Genomic DNA, 26,212 nt, shown 5'->3' with positions numbered 1-26,212 from the left:
CCAGGAACCTTGGCGTGTTTGCGTTTGGTGTGTTTGCGCGTGTTGATCCTTTTCGCGCTCAAGACGCGTCATCCCACGGAACCTCTGCCGACGACGCGTCGACCTTGGTCTTGGAAGTCGTTTTTGCTGTCGACTTCTTGGCTGTCGTCTTTTTGGTCGCGGTCTTCTTCGCAGCAGGTTTTTTCGCAGCGGCTTTCTTCTTTGTGCCGCCCTTGGCAGCCTTGGCTGCAATCAGTTCAAGCGCTTGCTCCATGGTGACCGCTTTCGGGTCGGTGTCCTTGGGCAGCGTTGCGTTGATCTTGCCGTGCTTCACATAAGGGCCGTACCTGCCGTCAAAGACGTTGACAGGTCCGCCTTCTTGCGGATGTTCACCAAGTTCCTTCAAGGGAGTCGCCGCCGCGCGGCCGCGGCCACCGCCTTTCGCCCGCTTTTCCGCAAGAGCATCAACCGCCCGGTTGATGCCAACGGAGAAAACCTCGTCCGGTGATGAGAGGTTTGCATAAGTGCCTTCGTGCAGAACGAAGGGGCCGTAACGGCCGATGCCGGCAGTTATCATCTTGCCGTCTTCGGGGTGCAGGCCGACTTCACGAGGCAGAGACAACAGCTGCAGCGCCTTCTCAAGATCCATGTCAGCGGCCGACCACCCACGGGGCAGGGACGAACGCTTGGGCTTGGCTTCATCGCCCAGCTGGACGTAGGGACCAAAGCGGCCGTTGCGCAGGGAGACTTCAAGTCCTGTTTCCGGATCGACACCGAAAACCTTCGGGCCATCGTCAGCTTCGCCGTCTTCGCCGTTCGGCTTGCCAAGCTGGCGGGTGTAACCGCATTCCGGATAGTTGGAGCAGCCGATAAACGCCCCCCAGCGGCTGACTTTCAAGGAAAGCTGGCCGGTGTCGCAGGACGGACATTTGCGCGGCTCGGAGCCGTCTTCCTTGGGCGGGAAGATATGTGGTCCGAGCAACTCGTTGAGAGCGTCGATGACTTCGGCGACACGCAGATCCTTGATCTCATCCACGGCGCCGGAAAAGCCGGTCCAGAAATCCCGCAGAACATCCAGCCAGGACAATTCGCCAGCGGAAATCTTGTCGAGCTGTTCTTCCAGGCTCGCAGTGAAATCGAATTCCACATAGCGCTGGAAGAAACTTTCCAGGAACGCGATGACGATGCGGCCCTTGTCCTGAGGCACGAGCTGCTTCTTGTCGAGTTCGACATAATCACGATCACGTAGTGTCTGAAGCGTGGATGCATAGGTGGAAGGACGGCCAATGCCGAGCTCTTCCATCTTCTTGACCAGGCTCGCCTCGGTGTAGCGGGGCGGGGGCGTGGTGAAGTGCTGGGACGCTTCGATTGCTTCCGTCTTGCCATCGACCGATGCGGCCGTTAGTGCGGCACCTTCATCAACAGCGGGAAGGCGCTTGGAATTCTCGTCTTCCTCGTCGTCCTTGCCTTCCTGATAAAGAGCCAGGAAACCGTCGAAGCGGACAACGGAGCCGGTTGCACGCAGGTTGGCGCGTTTACCGGAGCCATCTGCCAAAATCTCGATCGTGGTGCGCTCCAGGACGGCGGATTCCATCTGGGAGGCCATCGTGCGCTTCCAGATAAGCTCGTAGAGCCTTGCCTGATCCGGATCGAGGAACCGGGCAACGTCCTTGGGACGGCGCGAGAGGTCAGTCGGGCGGATCGCTTCGTGCGCTTCCTGGGCGTTCTTCGCCTTGGAAGAATAGACGCGCGGCTTTTCCGGAACGTAATTGTCGCCGAAGTCCTGGCCGATGACAAAGCGCGCTGCGGCAATCGCTTCACCCGCGATCTGGACACCGTCCGTACGCATATAAGTTATGAGGCCGGAAGTTTCTCCGCCGATGGAGATGCCCTCGTAAAGCTTCTGTGCGACCTGCATGGTGCGTGAGGCGGCAAAACCGAGCTTGCGCGAAGCTTCCTGCTGCAGTGTCGATGTGGTGAACGGAGCTGCCGGATTGCGTTTTGCCGGTTTCGACGCAACGCTGTCGACGTTGAAGCTGGCACTTTGCAGCATCGTCTTGATCGCTGTCGCGTCGGCCTCGTTTGTGATGTCCAGGCGACCGATCTTCTTGCCGTCAAATCCGGTCAGACCTGCCTGGAACATGTCGCCGGTGGGCGTCTTCATGTTGGCGAAGATCGACCAGTATTCCTGAGGCTTGAAGGTTTCAATTTCCATTTCCCGGTCGCAGATCAAACGCAACGCGACCGATTGCACGCGCCCGGCGGAGCGGGCACCTGGCAATTTGCGCCACAGCACCGGAGAAAGTGTGAAGCCGACCAGGTAGTCCAACGCGCGGCGGGCCAGATAAGCGTCGACCAGCGGCGTGTCCAACTGGCGAGGGTTGTCCATCGCCTCAAGAATTGCCTTCTTGGTGATCGCGTTGAACACGACCCTTTCGACTTGCTTGTCTTTCAACACGCGCTTTTTCTGGAGAACTTCCAGAACGTGCCAGGAAATGGCTTCACCTTCGCGGTCGGGGTCAGTCGCGAGAATGAGGCGATCCGCCTCCTTCACCGCATTGGCGATTTCGGTGAGCCGCTTCTGAGACTTGCTGTCCACCTGCCAGCTCATGGCAAAATTGTCGTCCGGTTGAACCGAGCCATCTTTCGGCGGCAAGTCCCGCACATGGCCGTAAGACGCCAGGACCGTATAATCGGAGCCGAGATATTTGTTGATCGTCTTGGCTTTCGCCGGCGATTCCACAATGACGACGTTCATTCTTACCCAAATTATTTTGCCGGAAACGGGGCACCCGCCCGGTGAGAAGGTGATTTATTGCGCGCAGACGATCACGGATCGAATGCCGCCTGTCAAATGGACCTTTCGCTCATTCCGGTCAACCCGTGCCGTTCAGTTTCGGGTTATCCACTGAGATTCAAAGGGAATCTTATTCACATCAAAAGCGAGATTTTGTTCCCCCGATGCCTTTCCAGTCGACCGGCGAGCTCAAGTTCGAGCAATATGACATGTATTGCGCGTGTTTCAGCACCTGTAAAGCGAATGATTTCGTCCATATCGAGTGGTGTGGGGCCGAGGGCGGAAAGGATCTTGGAGCGCAGGTCGTCACCCGGCTCCGCCAGAGCCCCCGGTTGATCGGCTTCATGCTCCAGAAGCCGTGGTTGAAGGGGAAGCGCTTGGCCAACTCTGCCAGTGAATTCTTCCAGAATGTCTGCGACTGAGGTCACCAATGTGGCGCCCTGCCGGATCAGGTCATTTGCACCTTCGGACCGTGGATCAAGGGGAGAGCCCGGAACAGCGAATATTTCCCGGTTTTGTTCAAGTGCGTAGCGGGCCGTATGAAGAGAGCCTGATTTCTTTGCCGCTTCAATGACGACTACGCCCAGTGAAATGCCGGAAATAAGCCGGTTGCGGCGCGGGAAGTCCCGGCCACGTGGTTTCCATCCGAAGGGCATTTCGCTGATTGCGTTGCCGCCGTTTTCTAACATCGCAGCCAAAAGGCGATTGTTTTCAGGTGGGTAGAGAACATCTATCCCACCCGCGAAAACAGCGATTGTGCCGGTTCGAAGGGAGGCTTCATGTGTGGCGGTATCAATGCCGCGGGCCAAGCCGGAGGCGAGAACAAATCCGCTTGCTCCCAATTCATGCGCGAACATGCCTGCCAGTTTGCGACCGGACAGAGAGGCATTTCGAGCGCCGACAATCGCAATGGTTTTGGGTTGAGACAGAGCAGGACCACCTTTCACCGAAAGCAGCGGTGGCGGTGCGTCGATATGCTTCAAGTGCTGTGGATATTCGGCCTCGCCGAGGGCGACAAGCCGGGCGCCGGAGCGGTGATGCGCTTCCAGCTCCCGATCAGCATCTTCAACTGAACAGATGCGATAGCTCTTTTTGCCGCCTTGTCTGGAGAGGCGTGGAAGAAGCTCCAGGGCACTTTCTGCAGAACCTGCATGATTGAGAAGATCCCGGAATGTTGCCGGGCCAACGTTTTCCGATCGTATTAGCCGCAGCCAAGCAAGCCGCTGGGCCTCGGAGAGGCGAAGCGTTTTATACTGAGAAGGGCCGCTCACGATCCTCCGCCGTCGGTGTCAGGCGGTGTCTCGGGGGCTGATTTGGACTTGGAGCCGATCTTGCTTTCCTCACCGCGAAGCAGTCTGCCGATGTTCTCGTGATGCTTGATCCAAAGCAGGATGCCGACTACCAAAAACATTTCCGCCATCTGAACCTGGTCAAACGCCAGGTAAAGAAGGATGGGAGTTGCCAGGCTCGACATTAGAGCCGAGAGCGAGGAAAAGCGGAAGGTGAATGCGACTGCGAGCCAAATCAAAGCGGCGAGCAGGAACATGGGCCAATAGAGTCCAAGCAGGATGCCGAGAAAAGTCGCGAAACCCTTACCGCCCTTGAATTTCAGCCAGACCGGATAAAGGTGACCGAGGAAAGCCCCAAAACCGGCAACAAGGGCCATTTCCTGTCCATAGGCGGCCCCTACTATCAGAACGGCTACTGTTCCTTTCAGCGCATCGCCCAGAAGCGTCGCGGCTGCTAGTGATTTCTTGCCGGTCCTCAACACGTTGGTCGTGCCGATGTTTCCGGATCCGATACTGCGGATGTCCCCGAGGCCCGCCATGCGCGTGAAAATCAGCCCGAAGGGAATCGACCCAAGCAGGTAACCGAATGCAAGAGCGGCAAGATAATAGGGCCAGGCGAACTCCCAGCTGATCGGATCGGGCACGCAAAGGCCTCCAAAAACGTGCGGACAAAAATAGCACTGGCAATGTAACCGTATGGAAGACCGGATCAAGTCCGCCCGACGTGAAAAGACGTGTCGTCGCAATCAAATGGCACCCGCAGTGCGAATTCCTTAGTTCGACAGTTTGTACTTTTCTGCCTGGACAACCAAAGCACCGAACGGAGCCTTGATGCTGGCGCGAAGGGGGACAAGATAGGACGCCTCGCCGACAGGGGCGAGCCAGACTTCAATCGACTTGTTTCGGGCGAGTTCCTGAATGGTCTTGCGTTTCGGACGATGCCCGGCGATCGGTTCATACCGAGCCTTGCAAACCAGCACATCACCTTTGAACCGACCGTCGGCGGTCTTTGCCTTGCGCTTTGTCTTGTAGCTCAAATGAACGTTGTAGCGTTCTTTGCCGTCATAAAGCTGCAGTGACCTGTTGCAGCTGTCCGGTTCCAGACCTTTCGGGGCAGGGAGCAAGGCCGCGCTTAGCGGGTCGAGAACCTTTTGAAGGTGTTCGGCTGTTACCTTGATTCGCTCCTTCATACGGTCTTGCGGCGGATTAACGGCAACCTTGGCAACCTTGCCCGCCTTCATCTGCATCGAGACGGTGCCGGTATCATCTTCGCTATTCACTTTGAGTGAATAGGATTCAGGAACGAGCGTGCCGCCGTTTAGACCACCCCGGACTTCAACAGTGCCTTTGCCGTCGGATACCAGGCGGCCGAAGGCTGCAGTCTGTCCACTGCTCTTCAGTGAATAGGTTTCCTCATTCAAGCTTACCGAAAGCGTACCGGAGCCGATCGGCAGGCCGAGGGCATAGAGTTTGTACTTCAGGTAAAGGTCTGACGCCGGAGCTTCGCCGGAAATCAGGAGCAGGGAAAGAAACGCAAGCGCGAACAAACGCATCAGGACCACCCGTTGAAATTGATCTTCCCGTAAGCCTTGCCGCCAAATGTGGCGTGAAGCGGGACGTCGATTCCAACGGATGGCGATGTAGGCGAACCTGCGAAACAGGGTCAGCTGTAGGCGTAAACCGTCTTGCCGGACACAACAGTCCTCAGCACACGGCCTGAAAAGCGCGCATCCTCAAACGGAGAGTTCTTGGAACGGGACCGGATGGCACTCTTTTCCAGAACCCACGGACGATCCGGGTCGAAGACGGTGATGTCAGCCGGCGCTCCCTTGGCGAGCCGGCCTGTTTCCAGACCGAGACGATCTGCCGGGCGGCAAGTCATCGTGGCAAGCAGCGTTACAAGGTCGACCTGCTCCGAATGATAGAGCCTGAGCGCTGCGGCCAGCAGGGTCTCAAGTCCAATGGCTCCATCTTCGGCTTCCGCCCAGGGATGGCGCTTGGTTTCCACATCCTGCGGATCGTGATTGGAGCAGATAATGTCGATCGTGCCGTCGGCAACAGCAGCAATCATCGCTTGCCGGTCATCTTCATCGCGCAGGGGCGGGGACATCTTGAAGAAGGTACGGTAGGCGCCGATGTCGTTCTCATTGTGAGTGAGATGATTGATTGAAATCCCCGCCGTGATATCCAGTCCGCGTTTCTTTCCGGTACGAATGACATCCGCGCTGTCAGAAGTGGAAATCAGGTTCGCGTGATATTTGCCCTTTGACATGCCCACGAGGCGGAGGTCGCGCTCCAGCATGATGATTTCCGCTTCGCGCGGAACTCCCGACAGACCTTTCCAGCTTGCGTTCAGGCCGGCATTCATGACGCCGCCCGCAAGATCCGGGTCTTCGGTGTGGTGAATGACCAACGCATCGAAATCGCGAGCATAAGTCATCATCCGGCGCATCACCTGCGCGTTTTTGACCGACTTGTGGCCGTTGGTGAAGGCGACTGCGCCAGCTTCCTTCAACAGGCCTATCTCGGCCATTTCCTTGCCATCCAGACCCTTTGTCAGGGCGGCGAGGGGCAGGACGTTGACACTTGCCGTATCGCGTGCGCGGCGGAGAATGAAGTCCACGAGGGCGGGATCATCGATCACCGGATCGGTATCGGGCATCGTGCAGATTGTGGTGATACCACCGGCTGCAGCCGCCTGAGACGCGCTTGCGAGCGTTTCGCGGTGTTCTGCGCCGGGTTCTCCCACCGACACACATGTATCGATCAGGCCGGGGCAGGCGATTGCGCCCTTGCAATCGACAATTTCTGCGCCGTAGGGCGAACCCTGGTTGGCCGCTTCCGGTCCGGCCGCCATGATGGTGCCGTCGGCAATGATGATGGAACCGGGCGCATCCAGGTCGCGTGCCGGGTCGATCACTCTGGCATTCGAAAGAACCAGAGGTTTGGGTGTGTCGAGAGCCACGATATCGATCCTCTGGTTTCTAGTTGTTCGGCAGGTTGGCAGCGAGTGCTTCCAGCACGGCCATGCGCACCGCGACACCCATTTCCACCTGCTCGCGGATAAGGCTCTGCGCGCCATCCGCGATGGAAGCGTCGATTTCAACGCCGCGGTTCATCGGACCCGGATGCATCACAAGCGCGTCTTCCTTGGCATAGCTGAGCTTTTCTGCGTCCAGACCGTAGTAGCGGTAATACTCGCGGACAGACGGGACAAAGGCACCGCTCATCCGTTCCCGCTGAAGTCTCAACATCATGACGATATCGGCCCCCTTCAGGCCTTCTCGCATGTCGTTGAAGACCTCGACGCCCATCTTTGCGATGCCCGAAGGCAGCAGTGTTGTTGGCGCGACGACACGGACACGGGCGCCCAGGGCATTCAGAAGAATGATGTTGGATCGGGCAACGCGCGAATGGGTGATGTCTCCGCAGATCGCCACGGTCAGCCGGGCGATCTTTCCCTTGTGCCGGCGGATAGTGAGTGCATCCAGCAAAGCCTGGGTCGGGTGTTCGTGAGGACCGTCCCCGGCATTGACGACCGAGCAGCCGACCTTACGCGCCAGCAGATGCACTGCACCGGCTGCATGATGGCGAACCACCAGCAGGTCCGGATGCATGGCGTTCAGCGTCGCCGCCGTGTCGATCAGCGTTTCGCCTTTTTTCACAGAGGACTGGGAAACGGCCATGTTCATGACATCCGCCCCGAGCCGTTTTCCGGCCAGTTCGAATGAACTTTGGGTGCGGGTGGAGTTTTCGAAAAAGAGATTGATCTGGGTCCGGCCTTCAAGCACTTGCTTGCGTTTGTGCACCTGGCGGGAAATCTCAACGGCTTCCTCAGCCCGGTCCAATAGGCCCAGAATTTCGTGGGGGTGAAGGCCCTCTATGCCCAGCAAATGACGATGGGGGAAAGGGCTGTCTCGATGGGTGTCTGTCGCGGTCATCGAGATCATCCCTATAGGGGGAATCGATCAACAGCACAAGACGCGATTTCTGCTCATGCCCGCTGTCCACACTCCTGGTAAATATTTGAACAAAAGGACAAAAATGGAATAATCCCTATGTGAACAGAAGCAGCGCCAACGGAATTGTTACAGTTGCAGCCAGGGTTTGCAGAGTGATGATTTCAGCCATCAGCTTCGCATCGCCTCCCATCTGGCGGGCAAAGAGATAGGAATTGCTGGCACAGGGAACAGCGCAGGCAATGATGATGACAGCCATTGCCGGCCCTTCGAGACCGAACAGGGTTGCAATCCCGAAGGCAATCAGGGGCATGAAGACGGGGCGCAGGAATGTGCCCATCGTGAGAGCGGGACCCGGGCGGCGCAGGGAACTGAGATCGAGCCCGGCACCTACACAGATGATCCCGATCGGCAGGGCAGCCCGGGCAAAGATCTCAACTGTGTCTTCAATGACGAAGGGCAGATCAAGGCCGCTCAGGTTCAACACAACACCAAAGACAATCGAAAGGATGAAAGGGTTCGTGACAAGGTCCTTCAGGATCCTGGAGCCGCTTGGCGCAGTTCCACTTGCGTAGCGGGACAGAACCAGAATGCTCATGACATTGAGAACCGGGATCATGAACACCATTGCCACTGCCAGCATCGCCAGGCCCGTGTCGCCCGCAACGTTGTCGGCAATTGCCAGCGCGATCATGGCATTCCAGCGCAAAGTGCCCTGAAAGATCGACGTGAAGCGTACCGCCGGAATTCCCCAGATCCGCTTGATCGTCGTTCGTCCCGCCAGCAAAAGCCCGGCCGTCACAAAGATCGTCAGCAGCAGCGCCGCTCCCATGTCGAATGTTGGAAAACTCTCGAAATCCGCCTGGTAAATCGTTCGAAACAACACCGCCGGGAACAGCACAAAAAAGGCAAGCCTTTCAACCCCGTGCCATTGCTCTCCGGTGATCAGGCCGGCACGGGCAATCAGATAACCCGAGGCAATAACAAGAATGACCGGTGTCAGGGCGGCAAGCGTTGTCAGCATGAAGGAGCCTTGGGCGTTTGCGGGAACCAAACGGTTCCAGCCTGGGCGGGGTGCAGCTCAGGTGGTTGAATGGGAAGGATTGAGAAATGCGGATTTCGAACACGTATAAAAATGCAGAGCCCTCATGTCAAAAGTGGGCGAAGGAAGTGTGGGACACTCCCTTTGCCTTGCTATCTGCTTTCTACACTCGCCAAATCCGGTGGGACCCATGATGCCCCGGTCAGATCACGGATGCTGTCTGCACGGCCTTCAGTATGTGCGGCCCAGCTCAAAAGGTTCAGCAGAGATGTTCTCGCATCTCGGCCATCCAGCAGCGCAAATACCACATTCGTGAGGCGAGCATCAATTTTCTCTTTTGCTCTAAGGGCATAGTCCTTGCGCGCAAGCTCTTTGTGTTCCGCATGAAACGAAGTCAGATCTGTTTCGATCTTTGCCAGGTTGTTTTCAACCGTCTTCACATAGGCATGCAATGCGTCCTGTGCATCGGGCCGCAAAAGAGGAATTACATCGTCTACGGCGCCTTCAGCGATCCAGGAGAGCACAGTTTTCTCAAACTTCAATCCTTCGAGCGCGCGGTGGCGCAATACATATGCGTCAGCCTTCAGTTTCAACCGGTGTCCATCGGCAAACGTAATGACACAGCCTTCTACATCTTTCAGACCACGCGTTTTCCGGCTGAAAGAAGCAATATCATCGACTTTGCCGTAAGATTTCACCAGCGGAATCCTGTGCTTATGTGAAAGTTCACACAGTTGCTCGAACGCAAGGTAACGCCCGCTTTTGGTGTGACGAGCTCCAAGCAACGTGAGTTCCGGACGATCATAAGCAACCACAATCCGGTTTTCAGGTGAGGTGAACTCGAAGATCGGCGTTACTCCGGCAGCCAGAAGTTCGGCGCACAGAGCGAGGACACCGTCACTCGCAATGCCAAGCGCCTGATCTGCATGGTCCGTCTTGCCTTTACGTGTCATAAACACAAGCTCACCTTCCAGCACGCAGGGGTGAACCATGGAGCCATCCAGTTTTTCCTGGACCAGGTGCGGTTGCGAAAAGTCGATGTCTTCCGGTTGTTGCTTCTCCCCGAGGTTGAAGAACTTGTGGAACGGTCGCGCAAGAAGAGTGCCTTCAGGCGAGAACTTCAACCCTCGGCATTCCAAGGCATAAGCTGAATTGAACAGGTCTTTTTCGATGTAATTGTAATCAAGCACCAGGTAAGAGCCGCGATCGATCAAGCTTATGCCGCTACCCAGAGAAATGTTCGGTAAGATATCTTCCAATTTGGTGAGTTCGACGAACATCACATGTCTCCAAAACAAAAAAACCGCCTCTGGGGCGGTTTCGGGTCAACAACGAATTTACTAAGAATAGTTAGTTTTTCATCGCTCCTTCAAGAAACCGCGTGAATCCGCCGCCCGGAAATTGCTGCCGGAGCGTGTCTCATATGAATTGTGATCGACAAAGGTCATTGCGGTTTCCCTATTGAGGGTTGCAAACTAAATGGATGTGTACCGCTTTGTCAATGTCGTAGCACAAAGTTGCTGGGCTTTGCATTTTCAGGCACCAGCGAAGGGCATCGCGCTGTGTTGACGGGTACAACTCTCGGCAAAAGAACTGTTGATTCTAGTAAAGGCGGGGCAGGGCGCAAACAGGCTGTTGAGGGTTAGTTTTCTAACCCCATAAAGCCAAGCCGGTCCAGAAAACCCTGCAAAATATAGGCAGCGGCCATCTTGTCGACGACGTCAGCGCGTTTGGCGCGGCTGGAATCGGCTTCCAAAAGCGTGCGCGTAACTGCGGCTGTGGAAAGACGTTCGTCCCAATAGGTAATGGGAAGGTCGGTCTTCTGGGACAGGTTGCGTGCAAATGCGCGCGTTGCCTGTGCGCGTGGTCCTTCGCTGCCATCCATGTTGAGCGGCAGGCCAAGGACGATTCCGCCAACTTCCTGTTTGGCGCAGATGTCGAGAAGCTTTTCTGCGTCGATCGTGAATTTCTTGCGCCGGATTGTTTCCATCGGCGAGGCAATACCCCGGCCAAGGTCTGACAGGGCAAGGCCGATCGTTTTGGTTCCAAGGTCCAGACCGATCAGGCGGCTGTTCGCCGGCAGGGCTGCTAGAAAGTCTTCGAGACTGAGTGCTGGGTCATTTGCCATGGGTGCGCTTTAGCAGGGGTTTGGGAACGTGGCCAGAAAAACAATCAAGGGCCGATCATTTGCGGTCGCTGGCGTGACCATGCTCGGCAATGGCAAGGTCTGCCGACGGGTCGTCCCTGAGGTCTGCTGCCAGAAATTGCTCGGTTTCAGGAACCGCGACGTGAAAGTCCGTTTCCAGATGCAGTTGCACCTTCAGACCGGTTGCCTTGATGCCGATAAGGTGCCCTCCCTTTGACCGGTCTTTGGAAATGAAATGAAGGTGGTATCCGGAGACTGTCAGGGTTCTGGCATAGGCCGGTGCCCAAAAGCCGACAAGTGTGCCTTCAATCGCTTCGAAGGAGAATTCGCTTTGGTGGCTGGTTGCTTGGACCAGATCCTCTCCGGGGGCGGCCTTGCACGCCGCCCGCAATTCGATCCGCTCGAACGTTCCATCGATTCGAATGCCCACGAAGGTATTTTCCGAGGGGCGAAGGGTGTCGAGCAGAGCCTCAAGTTGTGATTGGTTTCCGATTTCCGAAAGGTTCTTTTCCCTTTCCGGTGTGAACCGCGTCACCGTCGCAAACGGAATCAGGGCATCGTCCGGCGCTTCGCTGACGACCCCGCCGTCACGTGCCTGATAGGCGTGCCCTTCAAACAGGATCATCTCACCGTCCAGGTTTTCAAACGTCCCTAGGCCAAAGTCACCGTGGACCTTCAGGTCGGCGACCCGTGTACAACCCTTGAACAATCCCTTGGTCACTGCCGTACTTGTCGACACCTGAAAAATCGTATGATGATCAAGGTCGTATGCGGCAGACAGTTTTTCCTGAACGATATGCGAGAGGCTGTGACCGGTGCGAGACGCTTCGGCCTGCAGTTCCTGCCACAAGCTGTGGGAAATCCGGCAATGGAGGTGTCGAGACATGCGTTTTTCCCGCTATCGGTCAAGTGAGGTTGTGGGTGTCGAGTGTGACACTATAGTGTGGCTTTGCAAGATTTCGGGATCAGGAACCCGTCTGGAATTAGGAGGATAGCTTCGTGAAACTCACCTGGTATGGTCATTCGGCCTTCAAAATCGAAACAGACGACGCTGCGATCCTTATTGATCCGTTCCTGACCGGCAATCCTTCGTTTCCTCGGGAACTCAGTGTTGATCGGGTGGCCGAGGGAGTAACGCATCTCATCCTGACACATGGCCACGACGATCACATTGGTGATTCAATTGATATTCTGAAGAAAACCGGTGCCCAGCTGACCTCCAACTTTGAAATCTGCATGTGGGCAAGCCGACAGGGGATCGAGAATTTCAGCCCCATGAATACGGGCGGCATGGTGAATGCCGGTCCTTTTAAGGTCGCTCTGACCAAAGCCGAACACTCTTCTTCGAAACAGGGCGAGGGAGAAGCCATCTATCTCGGCAATCCGCATGGCGTGATCATTGAGGTGCCGGGCCAGAAGGTCCTCTATCACATGGGCGATACCGATATCTTTTCTGACATGGCTCTGATCAACGAAATCTACAGGCCCAAGATCGGTCTCGTGCCGATCGGCGACCGATTCACGATGGGTGGCAAGGTCGCGGCACTCGCATGCAACCGGTTCTTTGATTTCGACACGATTGTGCCGTGTCACTACGGATCTTACCCGATCATCGATGAGACCGCGGAAACTTTCATCGGCGCAATGGGCAGCAATGGACATCGCGTCAATCCGATGACACCCGGGGTCAGTGTTGAACTTTAGAAATGACGAACAGGGCATGCTTGCCCGACGAACGCATGGACGTATCAAGTGGTGACAATGGTGTTCAGAAAAGTATCCGTTTTAGCTTGTCTGGTTGTGATTTTGGCGACCGGGCAGGGAGTGGCCGCGGACAAGTCGATCACTCCGGATGGCAAGCCAGCTCCCTCGCAGCCGAACGCAAAGCCTGGCTCCAAGGCCGCGCTTGAGGCAGATGTCTCTCAAGGGTCTTATGACAAGGTCAGGGAAGTCTTTTCAGGGAACACCACAGTTGCCGGTGAAAAGCTGCGGTTTCCGCAAGATAATCCCTCGGTGAAGGCCCTTGTCGTGACCATGGAACCGGGAGAAGTGACCGGGTGGCACAAGCACAATACACCACTTTTCGCCTACATTCTCGAGGGTGAGATCACTGTCACCTATGACGGAATTGGCAAGAAGCTTTTTCGACAGGGCGATGGCTTGCTTGAGGCAATGGACGTCACGCACCGGGGGGAAAACACGGGCGAAGGTCCTCTGAAAATACTGGCCGTCTTCCTGCTGGGGGACGATGCGCAACCGGTTGTCGCCGAAGATGCTCCTGGGGCAACTCAACCGAAGGTCCAGTAACCGGTATTTCTCAAACTGGCGCGAATTTCTTCGAAACGGAATTCGCGTCAGAACGGTAGTCTGAAAATCCCAGCCCCTGGTAATATCTTTGTCCGCCCTTGTTCTCCCTGCGGATGGTTGCGTCGATAAACCGAACACCGGCGTCCTTTGCCGCCCGTGATGATTCTTTGAACAAGGCCCGTCCGATCCCGCCCTTCTGCGTGGTTGGATCGACGTAAGTGGCAATGACCGCCCAGTCTTCCGGCAAGGCATTGTCTCCCGGCCAGTCAGGGTCGCACCACAGAAGAGCTTGAAACCCGACCACTTCTGACCCGCTCAAGGCAACGAAACAGCTGATACCGAGTTTGGCTGGCATGAATTCTTCTCTGATGCGCCGATGATCGAACTTGTCACGGTAAGCTGTCGTGCCGCCTTTTTCGATGATCTCATTGAGGATTTCCGCCATGGAGCCGGTATCCTGTTCTTGAGCTCTTCGAATAGTCAGTGTCATTACCGCCTCGCTGTAAATGGAAGTTGCCGGTTCGCGTACCGTGAGTCAGAGATTCTATCTATTGGTTGGAACAATCTAGTCTGTTTGTTTGAAACATGAACAAGATTTCACACATGACGTAGCGTTTTTCGAGTATTTATTCCCGCAAGGGCGCAGAGAGGAGGAGAAATTGCTCCACTTGAGGCGCATGTCCCAATTGGAGGAATGAAATGCTGGTCGCAACGAAAAACAGTCTGGTTGAACGTGGTCTGAAGGCCGCCGAGTGCAGGATTTTCGAGCAGAACAAAATCTGGGCACGTTTTGCGAGCGAAAAGCCGGATGTTGCAATCAGTCTGATGCGGGCAATCCGGGAACTGCATTCCAGAACACCTTGTGACCGCAAACTGTCGGCGCTTGCGATCGGGGCAGGGGACGAACCCCAATTCCGTATCTTGCAGGCAGCCTTTGAACGTGGGCTCTGGCTTTACGACATTGACGGTGCGGCACTGGCCAAGATCAAGGAACGGTTGGACCGTCAGTCAATCGATAAGGTTTACCTGCTGCAGGGAGACTATAGCCGGGACTTCGAAAACGAACTGGTAGCCGCGCAAACCCTGGAGTCCATTCTGGGAGGTCGCAAGCTTGATCTCGTGACCCTGCATCACTGCCTCTATTACTGCTGTGCATCCGAGTGGCCGGGCATCATCAAGGCGATCTACCACAGCGTGCTTGCTCCACAGGGAGCGATGCACATGGTCATGATGTCCGCACGGGAGCAACGTCCTGGTACGACAACCTGGCTCTACAATCACTTCGCCGGAAAGTTCTTCGGTTCCTCAACCGAGCAGGACCTGCTTCAGCTTCGCCGGACATTTTCTGAAGATCCGGACATGCGAGGATGCAAGATCGATGCTGAGATCAGGGAGGTCGAGTTCTGGGTAGATGATTTTGAGGCGTTCATGTCGGTCGTCTGGATGATCCTGCTTTATCCGCATGGACATGATTATTCTCTGGAGCAACGTATCGAGATCACCGAGTTCGTGATTGAGAATTACTGGCGCCCGGGTCGTCCTCTCATTCAGACTCAGGACTATGTCACCCTGCACAAACCGGCTTTCCCACTCAAGCGGGACCCGTTTCGCGGTCTTTATTGATGTGGCTACCAATCCCGTTCAATTCGCGGGCGCCGTCGCTGAGCACACCGAGGCGAAAGCCTCGGGTGTTGGCCCCAGATAGAAAAGATGGTCCAGTCCGATTGCAAAAATGGCGATGCCGATAAGGCTGTGCTCGAGCCAGACAGCCGCAAGCGAATCATATTTGCGATAGGTCCGGTAAAACGAAAGCCCTGCGGCAAAGCTCAAGCCCACTGAAAGCCAGGACCCGAAGAGTATGTGAACCCAGCCAAACAGTGCGGATGACAGAACGACTCCGGCCGCAAATGGGATGTTGTAAGCGTCAAGTCGCCAGGCAGCATACCCACGAAACGCGATTTCCTGCGGCAGCACGGAGATCAGGCCGTAGAAAGCCACGATCAGGAGCATGAGCACCGGATCCGCACGCGGAATGCAGAACAGACGTTCCGGGCTGATGGCAAGTACAATCGCAGCGATTGCGGCTGACCCAACAAAACAGCGCAGAAGAATGCCTGGAATTGCGGCGTGGCAGCCAGGCCAGTTGAAACGCAGGTAGGTCCGGGCCGCGTTGTTGGTCTTCAAACGCCAGAAACAGTATCCGGCGAGCAGGAAGACGGCCGAGAACCTGAGAACCTGAACCGGCAATCCCATGAGCAGGACAGGCCCTGCGACCAGAACTGCGAGTTCAGTCACCAGAAGCAGACGGCTCTTTCGCAAAAGACCAGTCTGCTTCTGAAACTGTTGCATGCCCGGTTTCCGGAACAGCTGGCCGATTAAAGCCGGTTCAACAGCTGAGGCGTCGGCCAGGCATCAGCCGGCATTCCCAGCTTCTGTTGAACGTCCTGAACGGCAGCGCGTGTACCTGATCCCAGGATGCCGTCAATCTTGCCGACGTCATATCCCATGTTTCTGAGCTTGGTCTGCAATTGCTTCATCTGTGCATCGTTCAGGCCCTGATCCGGATTTCCGGCGTTGTAGCGCGGAGCACCGGCCAAACGTGTGGCAAAATAGGCCGCAGATGTGGTGTAGATGAAAGACTTGTTCCACTCCAGATAGATGTTGAAGTTCGGATAGGCGAGAAATGCCGGTCCCTTGCGGCCCTGAGGCAGGATCAGGGAAGCGGGAAGGTTGGAAGAAATTTCACCCCAGCGCGGCTGAACGCCGAGAGCAGCCCATTGAGCGCCGGTCTTTGTTTTTCCAAGGCCGGTTTCCGCCCAGTTGAGGTTTTGCGGCACATTCACTTCCTGTAGCCAGGGTTGGCCGCGTTGCCAGCCAAGGTGTTCGATAAAGGCACCGGCGGTCAGAATTGCGTCGGGAGCAGACTGTTTCAGCTTGACATGTTCGTCGCCGTCGCCGTCGCGGCCAAACTCGATTATGTCCTTGGGCAGCATCTGCACCATGCCGATTTCGCCGGCCCAGGCGCCAGTGGTGCGCTGCGGATCCAGATCACCGTTCTGCACCATTTCGATCGCGGCGATCAGTTCCGGACGGAACAGCTCCGGCCGGCGGCAGTCATGGGCAAGCGTTGCCAGTGCATTGACTGTGTTGAAGTCGCCCTGAACGGCTCCATAATCGGTCTCAAGCGCCCAGAACGCGGTGATGACCGGGGCAGGGACACCGTACTCCTGCTCGGTCCGCTGGAAAATGCCGGCGTATTTCTTCATGTTTGCCGCGCCGTTCTTCATCCGGTAGCTGGAAATGACCCGCTTGGAAAAATCCAGAAAGGTCATTTTGAAGACGCCTTGGGCCCGGTCACGAGACAAAACCTTGCGGTCAATCTGGGCGCCTGCCAACGTACGGTCCGCCGCACGGGCTGAAAGTCCCTTGGCCACGGCTTCTTCTTTCACACCCGCCAGAAACTGCCGGAAATCGCCACCGCACTGCTGCGCGATGGCCGGAGATGAAACAACGAAAAATCCGGCCATGAAAGTGGCGGCGAGGCTGGGAACTGAGAGCGCACGGCGGGTCATGAAAAGTCCTGTCATTTATCTGGGCGAAAGCGCGGGAAAAGCCCGGCTGAAATCGGGCATAGTTGACTGTGCTTCGCCCGCAAGGTCAACAGCCGGCATGAATTCAAAGTCCGCTTCCTTCCGGCATGAAGTGGAACGACTTGTCAGGGGCAGTTTCCGAAGCTTGAGCCGGCGATGATGCTTCCGTCAGGTCCGCGCTTCAACGGCGCATTGACCGTTGCTCGAGAGCGACAATCGCCGGCAGGTGCTTGCAAGTTGCCGGAAGGATAATAAGGCGTGCCGTAATGAGGGACGGCGTTTACGCCGGATGTCTGCTGCTGACACATCTGGTAGGCCATGTCGTAGAGTGCCTGCCAACCACCGGGAAGTGACCCCAGATTGTCAAGAACGCCGAGTGCGCCTCCTGCACGGGCTCCCCGGTATGCTCCAACCGGGCCTTTCCACTCGCCGCCGACGACCGCTCCTGCCATACCTCCGGAGACCGCATCCCCGACGACATCGCCGCTGCCCATACGGGCATTGGCGTAGTCCGTTGCATAAACCACGCAGTTCGTTCCCTGGGCCTGAGCGGGCGCGATGGCAACACAGGACAAAACAATCAGGATTGATACAAGACTGCCAGCTGTCCGGATATTCATGATCTGCCTCCTGCTCGCAGCGGTTGGTTTGCCTCAGCATCTGCCGTCATCGGCACGCCGGCAGGCAAATCCTCACCGCCACATTCACAGGTCACAGTAGATTGCCGGACTTAACAAGCAACTACTGCAAAGGTTCAGATCACTCCGACTGTGCGGTCCTTTCCAGATACCGCTGACCGACGAAACCGGTCTTTCCGTCGTAAGAAACAGCACACCACCACTTGCCGCATTCACTGAACTGCACCGTGGCGTTCTCCGGAATGACGCCAATGATCTTCGCGTTCTTGTCGTCCGACTGCCGCAGGTTCACCGAAGCCGATGTCGTCGCGACATTCGGATAGGACGGGTCGGAAGTCACGGCGGCCGTTGTTTGCGGAGCTGCTTCGGTTTCCCGGGTTACGGGAACATCCTCGCTCGTCTGCGGAACGGTGCCGCTTGAAGGTGGTGCGGGCATCAGGCTTTGCGGTATCGGCACGGTGCGGGACGTGCTTGCCAATACCGGCAACCGGCCGTTTGAGCTATCAACAGAATTCGGAACTTCCGGGTCGCCATTTCGTTCCAGCCTCGCCAGTGCCTGGTTTGCCAGAGCATTCACGGGTTGGTCGTTGACGGGTGTCGTTTGCGCCGTTTGTGTCGTCGGACCTGACTGTTCCGGTGCGCTCTCGTTACCAGCCGCAAACGCGTTTCTGATACGATCCTTGGCGTTTGCAATCTGCTGCGGAGTTGCCGGGTCGACCGCTGGTGCTGCTTGTGTCTCGGCGACTACGGGAGCGGTAGCTGGTTGAGTGGTGTTTTCTGCCGTGGCGACGTTTTCCGAAGCGATAATGCTTTCTATGGTTGGCTCGGTTGCGATGCTTTGAGTATCCACCGGGCGCGATGAGGTTTCTTCCTGGGAAAGAAAGCTCGGCATCGCAAAGACAATACCGGCCCCGCCGGCTGCGGCAATCAGAAGAGCGCTGCAAACCGCAATCTTGAGGCTTAGCCCGCTCGGCTTGAATTCAAGGCGCCTGGAGCGGTTTTCAAGTGCCGGAACGGCGTCTGGTTCGAGTGCGGAATAGCCATCCCTCTCTCGAGGACGGCGCAAAACGCCTGGCATTTCAAACGACGTTTCGTCCTGGTTGTCGACCAACTTCGGTTCGCGGGCCGATGCTGATTTCGCGTCATCTGATGTTGCATGCATCTGCAGGATTTTCGCCGCGATTTCACTTGGATCAAGCGGTTGCAATTCTCCCTGACCATCAGAGCTCTCAGCGGAGGCAGAGCTTACAAGCTTGAGCTCATTTTTTTTGTTTTCTTGATTTGCATTGTCCGTTCTGTGGCCTTGTTGGTTGTCGCAACCGGCGGCTGGCGCGATTACAGAATACATTTGGCCCTCCAGGTTTTGCGGATCAGGCACGCTCAGAGCGGATGCCAGTTTTTTGGTTACCGGCGCATTAATGTTTGTTAATGCGTCGGCAGACGGGCCGGATTGCGGCGTCACTGAGGAATTTTCGGGCAAATATGACGAGGATGTGATTTCCGTGCCTATCCCCGGTTGGGCGTTTGCAAATACCTAACCAGTCTTTGTCATGATCAGTTCAACGGACAACACGGACGGAGGGAACAATACCTTCTGTTGTGGTCAGATTGAGGCAGGCGGGCACACATCATGAGACAACAGATCTCGCGCATTCTTCTCAAGGCGGCAGGAGCGAGTGCGGCACTGGCTCTTGCATGCCAGACCGCTTTTGCCCAGGAGGCGAAGGATCTGAAGATCGGCCTAATGGCAACCCTGTCCGGTCCCGCCGCAGCGTACGGGGAACATATGCGCGATGGCTTCATGCTGGCGGTAAACCAGTCCAATGGTGCGTTGGGGGGAGTGCCGACGAATGTTATTGTCGTGGACGATAAGCTCGACCCCGATTATGCGGTGGAACAGGCGACCAAGCTGATCGAGCAGAACGGTATCGACGTTCTGGTCGGTGTAAATTTCTCAAGGGTGATGCTAGCGGTGCACGATCCGGTCGTTCGCGCCAAAATTCCCTTCATCGGCACCCATTCCGGTCCAGCTCCGATCGCTGGGCGCAACTGCAACCGGTATTTCTTTTCAACCGCGTCACAGGATGATCAGGTGCATGAAACCATGGGGCGCTATGCCAGCCTCAAGGGCTATCAGCAGGTAGTGACACTCGCACCGGACTACGAAGCGGCACGCGATGCCGTCGCCGCGTTCCGGCGGCATTTCAAGGGGCAAATTGCCCGCGAGATTTTCCCCAAGCTTGGCGATACGGATTTTTCCGATGACTTTGAGCAAATCGCGGAGATCGAACCCGATGCCATCTTCGCTTATATGCCGGGTGGAATGGGCGTTGAGCTGGTCAACCAGTTCCACACATCGGGATTGAAGGGCCTTGTGCCGTTTTTGTCTTCGCGCACCGTCAACGCGGTGACGCTGCCTTATACGTCGGAAATGGCCGAAGGTCTGTTTTCTGCGACCCTTTGGGCTCCGAACCTGGACAATCCTGCCAACAAGCGTTTTGTGCGCGAGTTCAGCAGGACCTATGACTACGCACCTTCCGTCTATGCCGCCCAGGGATATGACGCCGCCAAACTCATTCACTTCGCGCTTGAGCTGACCGGAGGGGTCAAGGATAAGGAAGCCTTGCTCTCTGCCATCAGTGCAGCTCCGTTTGAGAGTGTGCGAGGAGACTTCCGCTTTAACTCCAATCAATTTCCCATTCAGGATTTCTATCTCGTTGAGGGTGTCCGGCGCACGAGCAAGCTTTACGAAATGGAAGCCATTGCCCGCGTGTTTGATGATGTTGGTGACGCTTTTTCCGGATCTTGCAGGATCTGATCGTCTGCGCTCAATCTTCTGAACTGCCAATTTTGAAACGCCCGGTCCAGAAATAATCACACGGGGACTTGTATTCTGGACTGGCCAGTCCATATCTTGGGGCATGACAGAGACCAAAGCTCAGAATTCTGCACTAGACAAACGGACATCAGGACCAGGTCGGCCGCGCAACTTCGATGAAGCTGCGGCGCTCGAGGCCGCGATGAAGGTGTTCTGGCAGAAAGGGTTTGAGGCGACGTCTCTGGATGACCTGACCAAGGCCATGGGATTGAGCAGGTCAAGTTTCTACAGCGCATTTGGCTGCAAGCAATCCCTGTTTTTGCAAGCGCTTGAGCACTATTCGAGAAATGGCATTCGCAACTTGAGACAGGTTGCAGACACAGCAAAGGACGACGCCGTAGACGCGATGATGCAAGCCCTGTCGGACCCAAAAGGCGGCCCGCAAGGGTGCATGCTGATCAATTGCATTACTGAACTTGCCCCACATGATGAAAAGGTGGCTCAAATAGGCCGCCGTCACTTGGAGAGTATCGAAGAGACATTCGCCAAAGCCATTGATCCGCAGCACCCGGAATCGGTGAGAGACAAGGCCAGCGCCTATTCCTCCCTCGCCATCGGAACCTTGGCGTTACGCAAGGCCGGAATGCCGGCGGAGCGGATCGCCAATACACTGAAACAAGCAAAAACGATCCTCTCGTCCTAAGAGACCGCAGAGACAAGGCAAACCTTGCCGGACTTTGGTGAGGTATGCCCAATTATGGACTAATCAGTCCAAAAAATTCAAAAAACTTGACGAAAGACAGCCAGAAGGAATGTTGACGATGTCTGACGCTAAGCTGTTTACCCCGGCAAAAGCCGGTTCCATCGAATTGAAGAACAGAGTGGTGATGGCGCCGCTGACGCGCAACCGTGCACGTGCCGAAGACGATGCTCCATTTGAACTGCATGCTGAATATTATGGCCAGCGCGCCGAAGCGGGGCTGATCATCACCGAGGCTTCCCAGATTTCTCCGCAAGGAAAAGGATACGCCTGGACACCAGGCATCTATTCAGATGCTCAGATTGAAGGCTGGAAAAAGGTAACGGATGCCGTTCACGAAAAGGGTGGCAGGATCGTTATTCAGCTATGGCATGTCGGACGCATCTCGCATCCGGTCCTTCAGCCCGAAGGGGCAGACCCCGTCGCACCTTCAGCGATTGCAGCCAATTCCAAATCCTTCGACGGAACGCAGTTTGTTGACACGCCGACACCGCGTGCACTGAGCGTTGATGAGATTCCGGGAATCGTAGCGGACTATCGAAAGGCAGCGGAAAACGCGAGAAGTGCAGGTTTTGATGGAATCGAGGTTCATGCGGCCAACGGGTATCTGATCGATCAGTTTCTGCGTGATGGCTCCAACAAGCGGGAAGATCACTACGGCGGATCTGTTGAAAACCGCGCCCGCTTTTTGAAGGAAGTCATGGACGCGGTCGTTGACGTCTGGGGCGGGGGGCGAGTCGGCGTACGCTTGAGCCCGTTCTCCAACGCCAACGATATCGCCGACAGCAATCCGCAGGAGACATTTTCTCACGTCGTGAAATTGTTGAATGGCTATGACCTGGCCTATCTCCATCTTGTCGAAGGACAGACCGGCGGTCCGCGCGACATCCCGGAAGGAGGAGATCTGGCTGCACTCTATGCCTTGTTCGATGGGGCAACGATGGGCAACAACGGCTACGACCGGCAAACTGCAATAGATGCCGTTCACAATGAGGCAATCGACCTCGTTGCCTTTGGCCGCCCCTTTATTTCCAACCCGGACCTGGTCGACCGGCTGGCGAAGAATGCCGGGTGGAACGAGCTTGATCCCGATACGCTCTACGGTGGCGGAACCAAGGGATACACGGACTATCCGACCCTGGCGCAAAGCCAGGTCGCAGCCGAGTAGGTCTTGAAGACATCAGTCCGCCCGACATCCACCCCCTCCAGGGCGGTCTGATAGCGAGCCGGTGCCAGGCGCGAGCCTGCACCGGTTTTCTTCTTACGGTCAGGCGCTTCGGGAGACCTGATCCGATTGTTGTTCCGCAATGGTCTGATCGACCTCTTCCAGGACGATCCCCTTTGTTTCCGGCGCGAACTGCCAGGAATACCAAAGCCCGAAGCCACAGCAGAGCGCGAACATGGAAAACGTCGCCGCTTCACCAAGTCCGGCAGCAAGAACGGGAAAGAGAAAGACCACCAGAAAATTGCAGATCCAGTTGGACAGCGACGCAACCATCATCCCTTTACCTCTGAGCGGCAGGGGAAACAGTTCTGACATGTAAAGCCAGGGAAGAGGCCCCAGACTGATTGCGTAGAAAAAAACGAAGCTGAACAGAGCGACGAGCGTGATCCAGGCAAATTCAGGATTGTTCAACTTGAAGAGGACGGCGATGAGCGTCATGCTCAGAAGTGCCCCTGCAAAGCCGAAGATGTAAAGCGGGCGGCGCCCGAGCCTGTCGACCGCGACCATGGCGAGCAACGTGACCAGCATGTTCAGCAGGCCAATGCCCGCAGTCGCGATCAGTTCGTTGGCGAGTCCATGCAGCCCTGCATTGTCCATGATCCGCGGCGCGTAGTTTAAAATGACATTGATACCGCTGAACTGCTGAAGCAAAAAGGCCACCACACAAAAGATCAGCAATCCGCGCAATCGCGGATCCTTGAAGTTGCTCCAGCTTTCTTCCTTGTGATCTTTCGGCAGACTCTCGTCTATCTCGCGAATGGTGTTGTCAACGTCTGCGGGAAGAATGTCGGGTTGAACTGTTTTAAGGACCTTCTTTGCGTCTTCCTTGCGTCCGGCAAGGACCAGCCAGCGCGGGCTTTCCGGAGCCCTCACGATCCCGGCCAGGCAAATGGCGGCCGGGACCAGGCTGAAACCGAGCATGAAGCGCCAGGAACCGGAATAGGAAAATGCCCAATCGATGACGAACGCGGCCAGGATGCCGACGGTGATCATGAGCTGAAAGGCCGAGACGACGGCGCCGCGTATGCGGGCGGGAGCAATTTCGGCCAGATACATCGGAGCAACCAGCGACGACACACCAATGGCCATGCCGATGACAAGGCGCGCCGACGTCAGGAACCAGAGGCTGAATGTCAAAGAGGCGGCCAGGGAGCCGGCTGCAAACAGAAGTGAACTGAATATCAGTACCGGTTTGCGACCGAACCTGTCGACCGATATCAGGGCGACGAGCGCTCCGAAGATAGCTCCGAACGGAACGGCCCCGGTCATGAAACCTTCGCTCTGTGCCGTAAATGCAAATTCCTTTTTCAAGAAGGGCAGCGCACCTGAAATGACCCCGACGTCAGTGCCAAACAAAAAACCGAATAAAGCGGCCAGGACAGCCAGAAGAATGAGCAATATGCCTCTCCCCGAAAGAGAACCGCCATTTGGACAAAGTAGCGGCTCTGCAACGTCTGCGAATGGTTTGCATTAATGCTTCACTTAAGCAGGGTCCTGGATGCAAGTCCAGAATGCGGACGACAAGTGCTGCTACCAAAAAAAGTAGGGAACTTCTCGCCATGAAAAACCTTGCATTTCTCGGGCAATCGGGCGCGAAATCCACGAACCGTACCGGAGCGTACTCTTTTTGTGCAAACAGGCCTTTCGTTCTGGCCAAAAACCTGTCAAACCCCATATCAAGTTGAAATCTGGGCGCGACTTCCTGTTCTGTTTTTGTCTGAAGAAATCCGGCAAAGACGAGGGCGCCCGATACTATAGGGAGAGACGTAAATGCCCCCGTATCGTTCCAGAACCTCCACCCACGGCCGCAATATGGCGGGCGCGCGCGGCCTTTGGCGCGCGACTGGTATGAAGGATGACGATTTCGGCAAACCCATTATTGCGATTGCGAACTCTTTCACCCAGTTTGTACCGGGTCACGTTCACCTGAAGGACCTAGGTCAGTTGGTGGCTCGTGAAGTCGAGAAAGCAGGCGGCGTCGCGAAGGAGTTCAATACGATTGCTGTCGATGACGGCATCGCGATGGGCCACGACGGAATGCTCTATTCGCTGCCCTCGCGCGAGGTCATTTCTGATGCGGTGGAATACATGGTCAATGGCCACTGCGCCGATGCGCTGGTCTGTATTTCCAACTGTGACAAGATCACCCCGGGCATGCTGAACGCGGCCATGCGGCTGAACATTCCGGTCGTGTTTGTCTCCGGTGGACCGATGGAAGCCGGTAAGGTCGTTCTTGAAAACGGTGTTGCCAAGTCCATCGACCTGATCGATGCCATGGTCGCTGCCGCGGACGACAATGTTTCCGATGCCGACGTGCTGACCATGGAGCAGAATGCCTGCCCGACCTGCGGCTCCTGCTCCGGCATGTTCACGGCGAACTCCATGAACTGCCTGACCGAAGCATTGGGTCTTGCATTGCCGGGCAATGGTTCGACGCTGGCAACGCATGCGGATCGCGAGCGCCTGTTTGTTGAAGCTGGGCATTTGATCGTTGATCTGGCGAAGCGCTACTACGAGCAGGACGACGAAAGCGTGCTGCCGCGCAACATCGCCAATTTCCAGGCATTCGAAAATGCCATGAGCCTCGACATCTCCATGGGCGGATCGACCAACACGATCCTGCACCTTCTGGCAGCGTCCCACGAAGGTGAGATCGGCTTTAATCTGGATGATATCGACCGGCTGAGCCGCAAGGTGCCGGTACTTTGCAAGGTTGCTCCGGCTGTTGAAAACATCCACATGGAAGACGTTCACCGGGCAGGTGGCATCATGGCCATCCTGGGTGAGTTGAACCGCGCCGGCCTGTTGCATGCTGACGTGCCCACGGTGCACTCCGCTTCAATGCGGGAAGCCTTGGCGCGCTGGGATATTCGCCAGACAAATTCGGAAAGCGTCCACCATTTCTTCAAGGCAGCTCCAGGTGGTGTTCCGACCCAGGTTGCCTTCAGCCAGGAACGTCGTTGGGATGAACTGGATCTCGACCGTCAGACCGGCGTGATCCGTGAAGAGGCCAATGCCTACAGCAAGGACGGCGGCCTTGCGGTTCTCTTCGGCAACATCGCGGAAGACGGCTGTGTCGTCAAAACGGCCGGTGTCGATGAGGAAATTCTGAAATTCTCGGGCCCGGCCCGGATTTTCGAGAGCCAGGACAGCGCCGTTTCCGCCATCCTGACCAACAAGGTCAAGGAAGGCGACGTGGTGCTTATCCGCTATGAAGGCCCGCGTGGCGGTCCGGGCATGCAGGAAATGCTCTATCCGACCAGCTACCTGAAATCGAAGGGACTCGGCAAAGCCTGTGCGCTTATCACCGACGGCCGCTTCTCAGGTGGTTCTTCGGGACTTTCCATCGGCCATATTTCGCCGGAAGCTGCCGAAGGCGGAGCTATCGGCCTGGTTGAAGAGGGAGACATGATCATCATCGACATTCCGAACCGGAAGATCGATGTCGATCTGACCTTCGCCGAATTGCACGCCCGCCGGGAGAACATGGAAGAAAAGGGTGAAGCGGCCTGGAAGCCGCTTGAGACGCGCAAGAGGAAAGTCTCGAAGGCCCTGCGCGCCTATGCCAAGATGACGACCAGCGCCTCCAAGGGCGCATTCCGGGAAGTCGACTGACACGTCGGAACCATCTGACCAAGCAGGAGAGGCGGGTTGTGTAACCC

The 26,212-nt window shown here is 56.3% G+C and carries 23 protein-coding genes; 7 read left to right on the top strand and 16 right to left on the bottom strand.

The features are described 5' to 3' along the window. Positions 1 to 58: 58 nt before the first annotated feature. The 10 genes from topA to budA all read right to left on the bottom strand — a co-directional run bounded on the left by topA (position 59) and on the right by budA (position 12,098). A complete protein-coding gene (gene topA, locus ABLQ08_RS00670; protein WP_352938252.1) occupies positions 59 to 2,737 on the bottom strand; it encodes a type I DNA topoisomerase in 2,679 nt (892 codons plus the stop codon). Between the two features lie 173 nt (positions 2,738 to 2,910). Continuing rightward, positions 2,911 to 4,050 (bottom strand): DNA-processing protein DprA, encoded by a 1,140-nt coding sequence (gene dprA / locus ABLQ08_RS00665; RefSeq protein WP_352940486.1) that lies wholly within the window; start codon positions 4,048 to 4,050, stop codon positions 2,911 to 2,913. Next, positions 4,044 to 4,709 (bottom strand): glycerol-3-phosphate 1-O-acyltransferase PlsY, encoded by a 666-nt coding sequence (gene plsY, locus ABLQ08_RS00660; RefSeq protein ID WP_352938249.1) that lies wholly within the window; start codon positions 4,707 to 4,709, stop codon positions 4,044 to 4,046. The genes dprA and plsY overlap by 7 nt, the downstream gene beginning before the upstream one ends. 129 nt (positions 4,710 to 4,838) lie before the next feature. Further along, positions 4,839 to 5,618 (bottom strand): DUF3108 domain-containing protein, encoded by a 780-nt coding sequence (locus ABLQ08_RS00655; protein ID WP_352938246.1) that lies wholly within the window; start codon positions 5,616 to 5,618, stop codon positions 4,839 to 4,841. Between the two features lie 110 nt (positions 5,619 to 5,728). Continuing rightward, complete coding sequence (locus ABLQ08_RS00650) at positions 5,729 to 7,030, bottom strand: dihydroorotase (RefSeq protein ID WP_352938243.1); 1,302 nt, start codon at positions 7,028 to 7,030, stop codon at positions 5,729 to 5,731. A gap of 19 nt (positions 7,031 to 7,049) precedes the next feature. Next, positions 7,050 to 8,006 (bottom strand): aspartate carbamoyltransferase catalytic subunit, encoded by a 957-nt coding sequence (locus ABLQ08_RS00645; RefSeq protein WP_417714879.1) that lies wholly within the window; start codon positions 8,004 to 8,006, stop codon positions 7,050 to 7,052. Positions 8,007 to 8,121: 115 nt separating this feature from the next. Next, a complete protein-coding gene (locus tag ABLQ08_RS00640; protein ID WP_352938237.1) occupies positions 8,122 to 9,048 on the bottom strand; it encodes an AEC family transporter in 927 nt (308 codons plus the stop codon). Positions 9,049 to 9,218: 170 nt separating this feature from the next. Beyond that, positions 9,219 to 10,346, bottom strand: coding sequence for an RNA ligase (locus ABLQ08_RS00635; protein ID WP_352938234.1), 1,128 nt, complete (start codon positions 10,344 to 10,346; stop codon positions 9,219 to 9,221). A gap of 362 nt (positions 10,347 to 10,708) precedes the next feature. Continuing rightward, positions 10,709 to 11,194, bottom strand: a complete 486-nt coding sequence (ruvX, locus tag ABLQ08_RS00630; RefSeq protein WP_352938232.1) for a Holliday junction resolvase RuvX — start codon at positions 11,192 to 11,194, stop codon at positions 10,709 to 10,711. A gap of 55 nt (positions 11,195 to 11,249) precedes the next feature. Then, on the bottom strand, positions 11,250 to 12,098 hold the full coding sequence (gene budA, locus ABLQ08_RS00625) for an acetolactate decarboxylase (protein WP_352938230.1): 849 nt from the start codon (positions 12,096 to 12,098) through the stop codon (positions 11,250 to 11,252). A 113-nt stretch (positions 12,099 to 12,211) separates the two neighbouring features. Between budA and ABLQ08_RS00620 the strand changes: the two genes are divergently transcribed. Beyond that, positions 12,212 to 12,916 (top strand): metal-dependent hydrolase, encoded by a 705-nt coding sequence (locus ABLQ08_RS00620; protein WP_352938227.1) that lies wholly within the window; start codon positions 12,212 to 12,214, stop codon positions 12,914 to 12,916. A 57-nt stretch (positions 12,917 to 12,973) separates the two neighbouring features. Continuing rightward, positions 12,974 to 13,519 carry a cupin domain-containing protein gene (locus ABLQ08_RS00615; RefSeq protein ID WP_352938224.1) on the top strand — a complete coding sequence of 182 codons (546 nt, stop codon included), beginning with the start codon at positions 12,974 to 12,976 and terminating at the stop codon, positions 13,517 to 13,519. A 10-nt stretch (positions 13,520 to 13,529) separates the two neighbouring features. Here the strand turns inward: ABLQ08_RS00615 and ABLQ08_RS00610 are convergent, their stop codons facing one another. Then, positions 13,530 to 14,009, bottom strand: a complete 480-nt coding sequence (locus ABLQ08_RS00610; RefSeq protein WP_352938221.1) for a GNAT family N-acetyltransferase — start codon at positions 14,007 to 14,009, stop codon at positions 13,530 to 13,532. Between the two features lie 209 nt (positions 14,010 to 14,218). On the opposite strand from ABLQ08_RS00610, the gene ABLQ08_RS00605 reads away from it, so the two are divergent. Next, positions 14,219 to 15,142: a hypothetical protein gene (locus ABLQ08_RS00605; protein WP_352938218.1), complete on the top strand. Its 924-nt coding sequence runs from the start codon at positions 14,219 to 14,221 to the stop codon at positions 15,140 to 15,142. An 18-nt stretch (positions 15,143 to 15,160) separates the two neighbouring features. On the opposite strand, the gene ABLQ08_RS00600 is transcribed toward ABLQ08_RS00605, so the two are convergent. From ABLQ08_RS00600 to ABLQ08_RS00585, 4 genes are all read right to left on the bottom strand, one after another. Beyond that, positions 15,161 to 15,868: a CPBP family intramembrane glutamic endopeptidase gene (locus ABLQ08_RS00600; RefSeq protein ID WP_352938215.1), complete on the bottom strand. Its 708-nt coding sequence runs from the start codon at positions 15,866 to 15,868 to the stop codon at positions 15,161 to 15,163. Positions 15,869 to 15,894: 26 nt separating this feature from the next. Beyond that, entirely contained in the window at positions 15,895 to 17,046 is a 1,152-nt protein-coding gene (locus tag ABLQ08_RS00595) for a lytic murein transglycosylase (protein ID WP_352940485.1), read from the bottom strand. Between the two features lie 188 nt (positions 17,047 to 17,234). Then, positions 17,235 to 17,729, bottom strand: coding sequence for a hypothetical protein (locus ABLQ08_RS00590; protein WP_352938212.1), 495 nt, complete (start codon positions 17,727 to 17,729; stop codon positions 17,235 to 17,237). A gap of 139 nt (positions 17,730 to 17,868) precedes the next feature. Further along, entirely contained in the window at positions 17,869 to 18,954 is a 1,086-nt protein-coding gene (locus tag ABLQ08_RS00585) for an SH3 domain-containing protein (protein WP_352938209.1), read from the bottom strand. Between the two features lie 423 nt (positions 18,955 to 19,377). Here ABLQ08_RS00585 and ABLQ08_RS00580 point away from each other — a divergent pair, with 423 nt between their 5' ends. The 3 genes from ABLQ08_RS00580 to ABLQ08_RS00570 all read left to right on the top strand — a co-directional run bounded on the left by ABLQ08_RS00580 (position 19,378) and on the right by ABLQ08_RS00570 (position 22,493). Beyond that, complete coding sequence (locus ABLQ08_RS00580) at positions 19,378 to 20,565, top strand: ABC transporter substrate-binding protein (RefSeq protein ID WP_352938206.1); 1,188 nt, start codon at positions 19,378 to 19,380, stop codon at positions 20,563 to 20,565. A gap of 103 nt (positions 20,566 to 20,668) precedes the next feature. Further along, complete coding sequence (locus ABLQ08_RS00575) at positions 20,669 to 21,268, top strand: TetR/AcrR family transcriptional regulator (RefSeq protein WP_352938204.1); 600 nt, start codon at positions 20,669 to 20,671, stop codon at positions 21,266 to 21,268. 118 nt (positions 21,269 to 21,386) lie between these two features. Next, positions 21,387 to 22,493, top strand: a complete 1,107-nt coding sequence (locus tag ABLQ08_RS00570) for an alkene reductase (RefSeq protein WP_352938202.1) — start codon at positions 21,387 to 21,389, stop codon at positions 22,491 to 22,493. A gap of 99 nt (positions 22,494 to 22,592) precedes the next feature. On the opposite strand, the gene ABLQ08_RS00565 is transcribed toward ABLQ08_RS00570, so the two are convergent. After that, positions 22,593 to 23,948, bottom strand: coding sequence for a sugar porter family MFS transporter (locus tag ABLQ08_RS00565; RefSeq protein WP_352938199.1), 1,356 nt, complete (start codon positions 23,946 to 23,948; stop codon positions 22,593 to 22,595). 372 nt (positions 23,949 to 24,320) lie between these two features. Here ABLQ08_RS00565 and ilvD point away from each other — a divergent pair, with 372 nt between their 5' ends. Next, positions 24,321 to 26,165 carry a dihydroxy-acid dehydratase gene (gene ilvD, locus ABLQ08_RS00560; RefSeq protein ID WP_352938197.1) on the top strand — a complete coding sequence of 615 codons (1,845 nt, stop codon included), beginning with the start codon at positions 24,321 to 24,323 and terminating at the stop codon, positions 26,163 to 26,165. The last annotated feature ends 47 nt before the right edge of the window (positions 26,166 to 26,212 follow it).

The sequence above is a fragment of the Roseibium sp. SCP14 genome (assembly GCF_040329475.1).
Taxonomy (GTDB): Bacteria; Pseudomonadota; Alphaproteobacteria; order Rhizobiales; family Stappiaceae; genus Roseibium.
The sequence above is the reverse complement of the archived record's forward strand: the minus strand, read 5'-3'. Positions and strand labels throughout refer to the sequence as shown.

What these genes read in the sequence shown, in the direction of transcription:
- topA (WP_352938252.1), bottom strand. Translation starts at nt 2,737, where the DNA reads ATGAACGTCGTCATTGTGGAATCGCCGGCGAAAGCCAAGACGATCAAC.
- ABLQ08_RS00655 (WP_352938246.1), bottom strand. Translation starts at nt 5,618, where the DNA reads ATGCGTTTGTTCGCGCTTGCGTTTCTTTCCCTGCTCCTGATTTCCGGC.
- ABLQ08_RS00645 (WP_417714879.1), bottom strand. Translation starts at nt 8,006, where the DNA reads ATGACCGCGACAGACACCCATCGAGACAGCCCTTTCCCCCATCGTCAT.
- ABLQ08_RS00640 (WP_352938237.1), bottom strand. Translation starts at nt 9,048, where the DNA reads ATGCTGACAACGCTTGCCGCCCTGACACCGGTCATTCTTGTTATTGCC.
- ABLQ08_RS00635 (WP_352938234.1), bottom strand. Translation starts at nt 10,346, where the DNA reads ATGTTCGTCGAACTCACCAAATTGGAAGATATCTTACCGAACATTTCT.
- ruvX (WP_352938232.1), bottom strand. Translation starts at nt 11,194, where the DNA reads ATGGCAAATGACCCAGCACTCAGTCTCGAAGACTTTCTAGCAGCCCTG.
- budA (WP_352938230.1), bottom strand. Translation starts at nt 12,098, where the DNA reads ATGTCTCGACACCTCCATTGCCGGATTTCCCACAGCTTGTGGCAGGAA.
- ABLQ08_RS00615 (WP_352938224.1), top strand. Translation starts at nt 12,974, where the DNA reads ATGGTGTTCAGAAAAGTATCCGTTTTAGCTTGTCTGGTTGTGATTTTG.
- ABLQ08_RS00610 (WP_352938221.1), bottom strand. Translation starts at nt 14,009, where the DNA reads ATGACACTGACTATTCGAAGAGCTCAAGAACAGGATACCGGCTCCATG.
- ABLQ08_RS00605 (WP_352938218.1), top strand. Translation starts at nt 14,219, where the DNA reads ATGCTGGTCGCAACGAAAAACAGTCTGGTTGAACGTGGTCTGAAGGCC.
- ABLQ08_RS00600 (WP_352938215.1), bottom strand. Translation starts at nt 15,868, where the DNA reads ATGCAACAGTTTCAGAAGCAGACTGGTCTTTTGCGAAAGAGCCGTCTG.
- ABLQ08_RS00595 (WP_352940485.1), bottom strand. Translation starts at nt 17,046, where the DNA reads ATGGCCGGATTTTTCGTTGTTTCATCTCCGGCCATCGCGCAGCAGTGC.
- ABLQ08_RS00590 (WP_352938212.1), bottom strand. Translation starts at nt 17,729, where the DNA reads ATGAATATCCGGACAGCTGGCAGTCTTGTATCAATCCTGATTGTTTTG.
- ABLQ08_RS00580 (WP_352938206.1), top strand. Translation starts at nt 19,378, where the DNA reads ATGAGACAACAGATCTCGCGCATTCTTCTCAAGGCGGCAGGAGCGAGT.
- ABLQ08_RS00575 (WP_352938204.1), top strand. Translation starts at nt 20,669, where the DNA reads ATGACAGAGACCAAAGCTCAGAATTCTGCACTAGACAAACGGACATCA.
- ABLQ08_RS00570 (WP_352938202.1), top strand. Translation starts at nt 21,387, where the DNA reads ATGTCTGACGCTAAGCTGTTTACCCCGGCAAAAGCCGGTTCCATCGAA.
- ilvD (WP_352938197.1), top strand. Translation starts at nt 24,321, where the DNA reads ATGCCCCCGTATCGTTCCAGAACCTCCACCCACGGCCGCAATATGGCG.